This window comes from Clostridium paraputrificum AGR2156, from assembly GCF_000424025.1.
In the GTDB taxonomy this organism is placed as follows: Bacteria; Bacillota; Clostridia; order Clostridiales; family Clostridiaceae; genus Clostridium; species Clostridium paraputrificum.
Genome location: NZ_AUJC01000022.1, coordinates 1 through 9,099, shown reverse-complemented (window position 1 = coordinate 9,099; position 9,099 = coordinate 1). Strand labels below are relative to the sequence as shown.

11 protein-coding genes and 1 pseudogene are annotated in these 9,099 nt (G+C 29.5%); 3 read left to right on the top strand and 9 right to left on the bottom strand.

Annotated features, from left to right (window positions below):
* The 6 genes from G594_RS0114325 to G594_RS0114300 form a co-directional block, all read right to left on the bottom strand.
* The coding region (locus tag G594_RS0114325) for a glycoside hydrolase family 18 protein (RefSeq protein WP_027099204.1) at nt 1-1,311 on the bottom strand (1,311 nt) is incomplete at its 3' end.
* Nucleotides 1,312-1,786: 475 nt separating this feature from the next.
* Entirely contained in the window at nt 1,787-2,704 is a 918-nt protein-coding gene (locus G594_RS0114320) for an aminoglycoside phosphotransferase family protein (protein WP_027099203.1), read from the bottom strand.
* Between the two features lie 215 nt (nt 2,705-2,919).
* Nucleotides 2,920-3,123 carry a hypothetical protein gene (locus G594_RS20180; protein ID WP_155849316.1) on the bottom strand — a complete coding sequence of 68 codons (204 nt, stop codon included), beginning with the start codon at nt 3,121-3,123 and terminating at the stop codon, nt 2,920-2,922.
* Nucleotides 3,124-3,213: 90 nt separating this feature from the next.
* Entirely contained in the window at nt 3,214-3,945 is a 732-nt protein-coding gene (locus G594_RS0114310) for an ATP-binding protein (RefSeq protein WP_242829732.1), read from the bottom strand.
* The gene (locus tag G594_RS0114305; protein WP_051196030.1) at nt 3,890-4,816 is read right to left on the bottom strand and encodes a phage replisome organizer N-terminal domain-containing protein; all 927 of its coding nucleotides are present in this window, start codon (nt 4,814-4,816) and stop codon (nt 3,890-3,892) included. Before G594_RS0114305 ends, G594_RS0114310 begins: the two co-directional genes overlap by 56 nt.
* A gap of 14 nt (nt 4,817-4,830) precedes the next feature.
* Nucleotides 4,831-5,028 carry a helix-turn-helix domain-containing protein gene (locus G594_RS0114300; protein ID WP_027099200.1) on the bottom strand — a complete coding sequence of 66 codons (198 nt, stop codon included), beginning with the start codon at nt 5,026-5,028 and terminating at the stop codon, nt 4,831-4,833.
* Between the two features lie 197 nt (nt 5,029-5,225).
* Between G594_RS0114300 and G594_RS19725 the strand changes: the two genes are divergently transcribed.
* Nucleotides 5,226-5,663 (top strand): helix-turn-helix transcriptional regulator, encoded by a 438-nt coding sequence (locus tag G594_RS19725; RefSeq protein WP_051196029.1) that lies wholly within the window; start codon nt 5,226-5,228, stop codon nt 5,661-5,663.
* A 26-nt stretch (nt 5,664-5,689) separates the two neighbouring features.
* On the opposite strand, the gene brnQ is transcribed toward G594_RS19725, so the two are convergent.
* Both brnQ and G594_RS19050 read right to left on the bottom strand, forming a co-directional pair.
* Nucleotides 5,690-6,973, bottom strand: a complete 1,284-nt coding sequence (gene brnQ, locus G594_RS0114290) for a branched-chain amino acid transport system II carrier protein (protein ID WP_027099199.1) — start codon at nt 6,971-6,973, stop codon at nt 5,690-5,692.
* Between the two features lie 347 nt (nt 6,974-7,320).
* Nucleotides 7,321-7,629, bottom strand: coding sequence for a hypothetical protein (locus G594_RS19050; protein ID WP_034866857.1), 309 nt, complete (start codon nt 7,627-7,629; stop codon nt 7,321-7,323).
* 257 nt (nt 7,630-7,886) lie between these two features.
* On the opposite strand from G594_RS19050, the gene G594_RS0114275 reads away from it, so the two are divergent.
* Both G594_RS0114275 and G594_RS0114270 read left to right on the top strand, forming a co-directional pair.
* On the top strand, nt 7,887-8,120 hold the full coding sequence (locus G594_RS0114275; protein WP_027099198.1) for a PF20097 family protein: 234 nt from the start codon (nt 7,887-7,889) through the stop codon (nt 8,118-8,120).
* Nucleotides 8,121-8,257: 137 nt separating this feature from the next.
* Nucleotides 8,258-8,635: a hypothetical protein gene (locus G594_RS0114270; RefSeq protein WP_027099197.1), complete on the top strand. Its 378-nt coding sequence runs from the start codon at nt 8,258-8,260 to the stop codon at nt 8,633-8,635.
* Between the two features lie 149 nt (nt 8,636-8,784).
* On the opposite strand, the pseudogene G594_RS20355 reads toward G594_RS0114270, so the two are convergent.
* Nucleotides 8,785-9,099: pseudogene (locus G594_RS20355) on the bottom strand (beta-galactosidase); the annotation flags it as partial.

The following is a 9,099-nucleotide window of genomic DNA, read 5'->3' as shown; positions in this document are numbered from 1 at the left end:
ATTTTTGTCTTTAATATAATCTAATCTTGCATCTATAGATTTTTCGTTTTCAAAGGATAAGAATACCTTTTCATTATTTTGCCAAACATATGGCACCTTAGAAGTATCATCCCAATATACTTTTAAATTAGGATCATTTTCCATAAGGTTTAATACGTGCCATAATGGATTTGCTCCTGCTGGTTCTAAATTACCATCACCATCAAGGTCATCTCCCCATATATTGTATTTTCCTGATGCTGGAGTTTTACTTGTTCCATGAAGGCCATTAGTACCACCTTGAACATTTTCCCATCCTCTTGTGTAGTATGGAATACCCATTAAGATTTTTTCAGAAGGTAAAACGCCTCTGTAGTATCTGTATGCCCAATCCATACATAAGGTTGGCATTATTTGAGCTACTGTTTCTCTATCTTCTGCATTTGGATATATACCAGCTAAGTGCTCAACATACTCATTCCAACCACCATGATAGTCATAAGACATTACACTTAAAAAATCTAGGTATTTTGCATAAGAATTATCACTTACACCACCTAATACCCAAGGAGATGCTGTAACAGCAGCAGTTAACAAATAATCTTTTCCATCTGCTTTAGCTGCTTCATCTATCTTTTCTCTTAAAGTTTTTATTAAGATATTATATCTTTCGTTAAGCTTTGATCTTCTTGGTTCTGAAAGATCAAAATCATCTGGATTTCCTGATTGGCTTGTAGCTGAAGGATATTCAAAATCAATATCTACTCCATCAAATCCATATTGTCTTATGAATTCAACACATGAATCAGCAAAGGTGTTTATTCCTGCATCTGTATCTAGCATAGTATAAAAACCTCTTGTTCCTGCCCAACCACCAACAGAAATTAATAGATCTACGTCTGGGTAACTTTTCTTCATAGTTTGTAAAACATTAAAATGTCCTTTATAAGGTAGGGAAGTATCTAATTCTACTTTCTTTCCCTTATAGCTTAGGTCATATCCTGTAAAATCCTCTTCAATTGCAGCATGCTTATCCCCTAATGTAATTTTATTAGTTGATGGGTCAACCATTGCAAAGGAATATTGGATATGAGTTATAGAGTCCCACTGTAGGTCTGTTGCATTAAAGTATCCTTGAGCTTCACTTGAATAAGCCCATTCTGGAAAGTATCCTACTATTTTTCTCTTAAGTTCATCTGAGTTTTTTTCATTTGTAACGTTAAGCTGGTGTTTTCCATCATACTTACTTTCAATTGCATTTACTCCTACTGTAACACCAGTAGATGTTAATGCAATTACTAAAAGTGCCGATAAAATTTGTTTGATTTTCATTTTGGGTCCCCCTTTTAAGTATTTTTGAACTTAATATTCACCTTAATTTTACAATATTCAGAATTTTTATTCAATTATTTTCTGTAATATTTGTGAAAAAATAACTTTTTTGATACTTTCTGTATTTTATTATCCACAAACTTGACTTAATACAAAATATAACTATTAAAATAGGTTCAAATCTACTCTATTCAGAGTGTCTATTTTCTCTAAACCCTGAAAAACTTATAAAAATATTCTTTTACTAGATTTTATAAACTTTCCAATTAATTCGTAATTTCTACATAGATTGCACTTTCTTAGAATTGCGACATAAAAAAATACTGTAAATTCATTTTTGAATAATACAGTATCTTTATTATATTTTCGGCTTTTTCTATTTATCTCTTCAATATGCTAATCAACAAACTGGAATTTGTTAATCTGCCAAATGCCTTTTTTGCTTACTTAAACCAGTTACGTATTTATCGTCAAGTTATAACTGACTACTATTTTTATACTTATCTGTATACCACTTTGGTAGGTACATCTGAAAATCGGCGTAGTCATCAAATGCCATACGACATCTCGCTACCATTCCATTGATTTCTTCTTGCCCAAATTTCTCTGCCCACTTAATAGAATATAAAGAAGCATGTGCAACATAAACTGCAAGTGTAATCCAAAAATCCTCAGGAATTCGGTCATCAAAATAAGCATCTATTTGTCCAATACAATACGGAATGCTATTTTCAATTCCAAAACTTTCAAGCTTATAGAATTCTTCATAAGGGTCTCCGATTTCCCAACGATTAAAATCAATCACACCAATTGAACCATCATTTGTATAAATAAGATTTCCTGGATGATAGTCCCCATGCATATATACAGGTTTCTGTTTCCATATTAGGTCAATGTTTTCCTTTACATAGTTAATTGCAATCTCATCACCATCAATTCGAACTTGTGACTCCTCATATCGTGATAACTGTAACAATTTCTTTGTTTTCTTTGTATCTTTTGGTATGTCATCTACATTAACCTCTATTGAATGTATTTTTTTTAAAATCTTTCCTGCCTCTCTGCCAAGCTGATACTGTTCGTTTTCTGTCAAGTCAGATAATACTTCTTCTAAATCTTTGCCTTCAATCCAAGTAAGTAACATATATACATTTTTTCCGTTATTGCAAATTCCGAAATCAATTGGTAAGGACATGGAAAAGCCAAGTTTTGAATATTTTGCTATAATCTCATATTCTTTTTTCTTTACATTATACTGTTCTACATCGGATATTCTAAGCAATAATAACTTTCCTTCTTTTGTTTTAATCAAATATTTACTATCACTTGACCACCCCCTTGAGACCTTTTCAATAGTTTCCCAATTACTGCTATTCTTTATATCCTCAAACATTTCTGCACCTCCCAAAATTCTAATTTATCTGTCTGTAACTTAATACTATTATATCATCCTTTCCAATACTATATTATTTAGTTTTCAAAGCTGATTTATGTCGTACTTTCTACATATTATCTCAAAAACAAAAAGGTATGGTGGATATTTATTTTGCTTGTTCCGTCACTATGCTCCAAGTCTCATCAAAAAAAGAAGTCCCACATAGAGCTTCTTCACCCATTCTCAATAACCCTCTCTTCAAATATCTTAAGCACTTTCTTAAGCCCATAATTCTCTTCCATTAACTTCTTATTCTCCATAGCCAAAATCAAATTCCTATTAGCATATCCACTAAGGGCAATCTCCAACCTCTTAATCCTCTTCTCATCCTCTCCATTCAAACTTACCACATCCTTATACTCAATGCTTGGCCTCACTAAACTCTAAGTTCATTAGTATATCCCAAGCTTAGCCACACGTTCCACTTATTATCCCCACTGCTTGTCCACCCCTTTTTACCTTCTTACCTATCTCAACCTATAGTTATTCTCAATCTTTTTAGGTATCTCCACCACATACCTCTTACACATTTCATATATTCTAGAGCCAACCCCTTCATCAACAGATAGGAGCTTGTCTACAGTAAACTCCGTAGAAACTATAATTGGCAAACAGTTATAATACCTGTAGTTTATAATCTCAAACATTATATTAATATCACTCTCATTTATCTTCCCTTTAAAGAGATCATCTATAAGAAGTACATCACAAACCTGATATCTATTAATAATATTTGCATAATAATCTCCATCTAACATATTCTGCTTTATTGAAGTAACCACATCTCTGTAAGGCAAATACACAACATTTAACCCACTCTCAAGGAGATTCAAGCTTAGTGCAACAGCTAAATGAGTTTTTCCAGAGCCTACTTGACCACAAAATATAATGCTGTTATGCCTTGAATATCTTATAACCTCAAATTTTACATAATATGAAGATGCACTATCCTTAGCTTTTCTAGAAAAATCATTCCACACCTTATAGTTACTAAATGTATACTTGCACATGTCAACTTTAATTCCTGATTCCTTCCACTGTCCCTTTACCTTATTAACATTTTGACATTCACATCTCACAAACAAAGCTTGGGCATGTTCCCTAGGAATTATAATCCACCCTCTATCATGACACTTCTCACACTTATATAAGGTCTTCTGCTCTTCCTCTTTCATTCTCTGACAAAACTTCTGGCTCATTTGGTTTAAATCCACTAAACTCCCCTCCATCACTAACTCCCTTCTCCTTTGGGTACCCTTCTCTTGCCCAATTTTTAAGAATACCATTTATATACCCCATAGTAATCTTATCTGCTTCAATAGCCTTATCAATTGCCATTTTCACATATTTAAAATCATACATGTTTAAAGCTAATCTTATTGATGATAAATTTAGAACTCCAACTTTCCCTAAAAGCTTTTCATAGTAAGACACTAATTCTATACTTTTCCTATCTATATCTTCATTCTTCTTCTTAATAGATATATTTATATATCTATTATCTTCTTCTTCTTTCTCTTTAGTTACTGTAACGTTACTTTCCATTAGGTCATTTATACTCTCTTCATTTTTCTTTTTAGTTCTACATTTTGCTACTCTTTTTCTAGTTTGCTCTCTAACTCTCTCCATGCCCTCTATATTTTGATATTTTTCCCAATTAACAATTCTTATAATATTATTTTTGTCAATATCTATCATACCTAAGTTTCTCAGCGTCCCCACACCTAACCTAACTGAGCTTATTGGTCTATTAAATATAATAGCTAACATTTCTTCTGTGTAAGGTTTTCCTTCTGATAAAAAAATTAAACCACTAGCATTAGTCCTTGCTGCTTGAATCAGTAACCTAATCCAAATGCAAATTATAGTATCATTTTCTTGCATTGCTTCTATTAGCCTCATCTTTTCATCATGAAATATGCTTGTACTTAACTTTATCCATTTTAAATCCATGGTAAGCCTTACTCCCCCCAAAAATTTATTTTTAAATTCAATTAAGCCTTCCCAAGATGCATCTAATTTCTCTACTTCACAGAAATTTATATAAGATTGTAGAATTTTGAAATTCATTCCTCCCCCTCTGATTATCCCTCATCATCTTTATTAAATAATTCATCAACAGTAAAATTCAGAGCATCTGCAATTTTATTTTTAGTATCATTTTTTATGTTATCCCCCTTATTTTGTTCAAGCCTTGAAATAGTTGTTCGACATACCCCAGACTTTTCTGCCAATCTCTCTTGAGTAAACCCTTTAATAACCCTTGCAACCTTTAAATTCATCATTCCCTCCTTATAAAAGTTAATAGTTTTTACATATTTTGTTAATATTCTTTACAAAAAGTATATCTACTAATAACACTAGTTGTCAACCATTATTTTACAATTTGTAAAATTTATTAACTATTTTGTTATTTATCTCTACTTATCGTTTACTTTTTTACACATTTTGTATATAATTCCAATTGTGAGGTGTTTTTATGGATATTAATAACAAAATAAGAAAACTTAGATTTGAGTTAAATTTAACCCAACAAGAATTTGCAGATAGAATAGGTATATCTAGACCCTCTTTATCTAATTATGAAAAAGGTACTAGAATGCCTTCCATGACTGTAGCTCAAAAGATTTGTAAAGAATTTAATGTAAGTCTTAGTGACATAATTGATCAAGATTATTCAATTTCAGCATCAGACTCTAACTTATTAAAAAAAAGTAATTTATATGAATATCAAGTTAATACTAAAAAGTCAGCTGATCATATTAGTTATAAACTTTTTAGGGAATTATTAAGCTCTTTAGGTTATCCTGTAGAATCTATAGATGATATGAAATTATTGAAGCTTTATGAAGCTAGTAAAGAATTTTATCAATTTGAAATGTTTAAGATGGGTTACATACAAATTTTTGAAGATTAGTAAAGGAGGTGAAATAATCACCTCCTTTAATCATTATATATAACCTTAGAAGTTATATTTGATATTAGCTTAGCTATAAATGCACCAATTAATGCAGGTATAATCCAATTAAACCCTAGATTATTAAAAGGAAGCTTGTGTATAAAACCTATACTAATACCAAAGCTATCTATAACAGTTAATGTACTAATAACAAGTGTGGTATAAGCTGCTCCCTTGAACATGCTATCAGTAGTAAATATTTTTGGCATAGAACTAAGTAAAACTAAAATGATAGCAACAGGATATAAAACTGTAAGTATTGGCACTGCAATAGCTATTATCCTATCAACCCCTAGGTTGGACATTATTGTACTGTATATGCATATCCCCATTACTAAATACTCATATTTAATTTTATTCTTTGTTAAATCTGAAAAGTATTTAGCAGTAATTGATGTTAAACTTGCTGCAGTTGTAAAACATGCACATGCAACAATTATCCCTAATAATATAGTTCCTAAGTTTCCTAATAAACCTCTAGTTATACTAGATAATAGCTCTGTTTGAGACATTAATCCATTGTAACTATTAGACATAGTTGCTCCTAAGAACGCTAGTCCACCATATACCATTATTAATCCAATTCCAGCAATCAAAGAGGCCTTAATAGTAAGACTAGCTACTTCCTTTTTATCACTGTATCCCCTACTTTTAAATGAGGCTATTATAAAGGCAACTACTCCACCCATTCCTAAGGCATCCATTGTTTGATATCCTTGTGTAAGTCCATGGGCAAATAAACTTTCTGAATTTATATCTGTTTTTATATCTCCAAGGGGAGAAATTATACCCTTCACAATTAGAACAAATAATGTAACTAAAAGTACTGGAGTTAAGTATTTTCCAATAATGTTTACAGTCTTAGATGGTCTCATTGTTAGTAAAAATACTAGAGTAAAGAAAATAATTGAAAATATAACTTTATTAAAATCACCAAATATAGGTGCTATACTTAGCTCAAAAGTTGTAGCGCTAGTTCTAGGAATAACAAGTATTGGTCCTAAACAAAGCATCATAATAAGTTCAATTGAAATACCAAACCTTTTACCTGCACGACTAGCGATATTTTGGTATGATCCTGCCTTTGCAATGGCATAAATAGATAAAAGTATTATTCCTATATCTGCCACAATAAATCCTACAAAACTAGTTAACCAATTACTACCTGAAGTTGCTCCTAAAAATGGTGGAAATATTAAATTTCCTGCCCCAAAAAAGTTAGCAAATAGCATAAATCCTATAATTAAAACATCCATTCTTTTTCTCATTACAATCCCTCTTTCTTTTGTTTATATACAGAAAAGCCACATAGCATACACTACATGGCTTCTTACTTTTTAGGATTGAAAAAGCCACATAGTAATCATCTATGTGGCTTAAAAACAACAAAAATTAGCCATCATAGATACAAACAATTCGGCCTGTATCTATGATGAATATTAATATCTATCACAAATACAAACCTAACTATAATAGCTAAAATAATACTTATTTACTTTTACTGTATTAGTTAAGTTTATATTATTAGTCATTTTGTTTTCTTCCTTCTGTAAAAATATTATTGCTTTTTAAATTATACCTATTTTCTTCCATAGAGTCAACTATAAACAAAATTCTAAACCCTCTTTTTTATATACATATAGTTATGTCTTTTAAATATAGCTGCCCATATATCAAATAATACTCTTAAGTCACTAATAGTATACCCTACTTCAAATTCAATAGTCTCATCTTCCATTATTTCAAATTCTATTAAAGGACTGCATAGCTTACGTTCCTTAACATATACAGTATGATATCCAGGTCTTAATTCAACTTCTGTCACACCATCCTCTAATAATATTTTTTTATTATTTTCAAATATTAAATATTTATTAGGTAAATGAGTACAATTCATTTTTCTTATAAATCTTGCTTTTCCCATATAATCACCTTCAAATTAGATTAAATAAACTATCTTATTTTATTTTAACACAATATGTATCATTATCCTTATACTAGCTTTCTAATTTCTACTATAAGTAAAGATAATTTTAAAACTAATATATCTGAGATTCAATCTAATCAAAGTATATTTTTATTACGAAAATATATTTAACGTATTCAACTTTAATGAAATAAATTATCTTCATTTACTGTGTTTTTGCGTTTTTTAAATAATTGATTATATGAGGTGATATTATGAAATGTCCATATTGCACTAATCCTATGGTAGATGGATCTTTAATTGGTTATCGTTATGCAAATACTTGGGAATCAAATCATCCTAATTCTAAACCTAGCTATATATACTTAAAAAGAGATAGCTATTTTAAATGGAAAAGTATTAAAAATCAAGCCTTTGTATATCCTACTTGTAATAAAATGATTATTGATCTTGAATTTGAAGCTGATAAAAATCGTTCTAAATATTAATACTATTAAGGATCATTTATATATTTATGTAAACTTATTTTCTATTTTTTCTCAAAATTATATTTTTAAAAAGAGGATTTTTTTTGTTATATGGAAATATATTGTATAGTTGTTAATCATATTATCAGGAGGCTATAATGAAAGAAAACAAATCTTTAGAAGTTAAAAAATTAAATGGATTATTACGTGGGGTCTTAATTTTTTATATTGTTATTTATATAATTACGCTATTAATATCACCATTAGCACTAATTATTAATAGTAATATCCATACCATCATTGGTTATTCTAAATTAGAAATATTTATTTCATCTATTTCAACAATAATAATTCTTTTTTCTTTTGCACTGATTCTTAAATGTAAAAAAATAGGTGTAGTTATATACGGAATAACTTGCATATTTTCTACAATATACGGTTTTTCTGCCTCCGATTATAGAGAAAGTATTTTAAGTCTAATTTTTATGTTTTTCTTAGGGTATCTTATTTATAAAGATAGAGCATTATTTAAATAATTACTAATAATATTGATCTATAAAACTACTTTTTAACACTATAGTCTTACTGAACACTTATTCATTATTTCGTTTGAAATAATTTTAATAAATAACTAAATGAGCTGTATCAAAATAATTCATTATTGTGATACAGCTCCATAAAATTTTTATTTATCACAAAAAATAGGCTTATGGCTAAACTCAAGAGTATTAATTAATACATTTTCACTTTCAAATACAACAATATCATTTTTCTCATTTAGTAAACCAGATGGCACATATAAATATTGTATAGGCCCCTTACTCCAGTACCTTCCAATATTAAAACCATTTATGAATATACATCCTTTACCATATTTGGAGCAATCTATAAAAGTATCATAAATATTATCTAACTCAACTGTAAAATGATAAAACATTGGTGTATCTACTTTATTTATATTACTTTTCTTAAATTTAATTTTAGAAATCATTTCTTCATC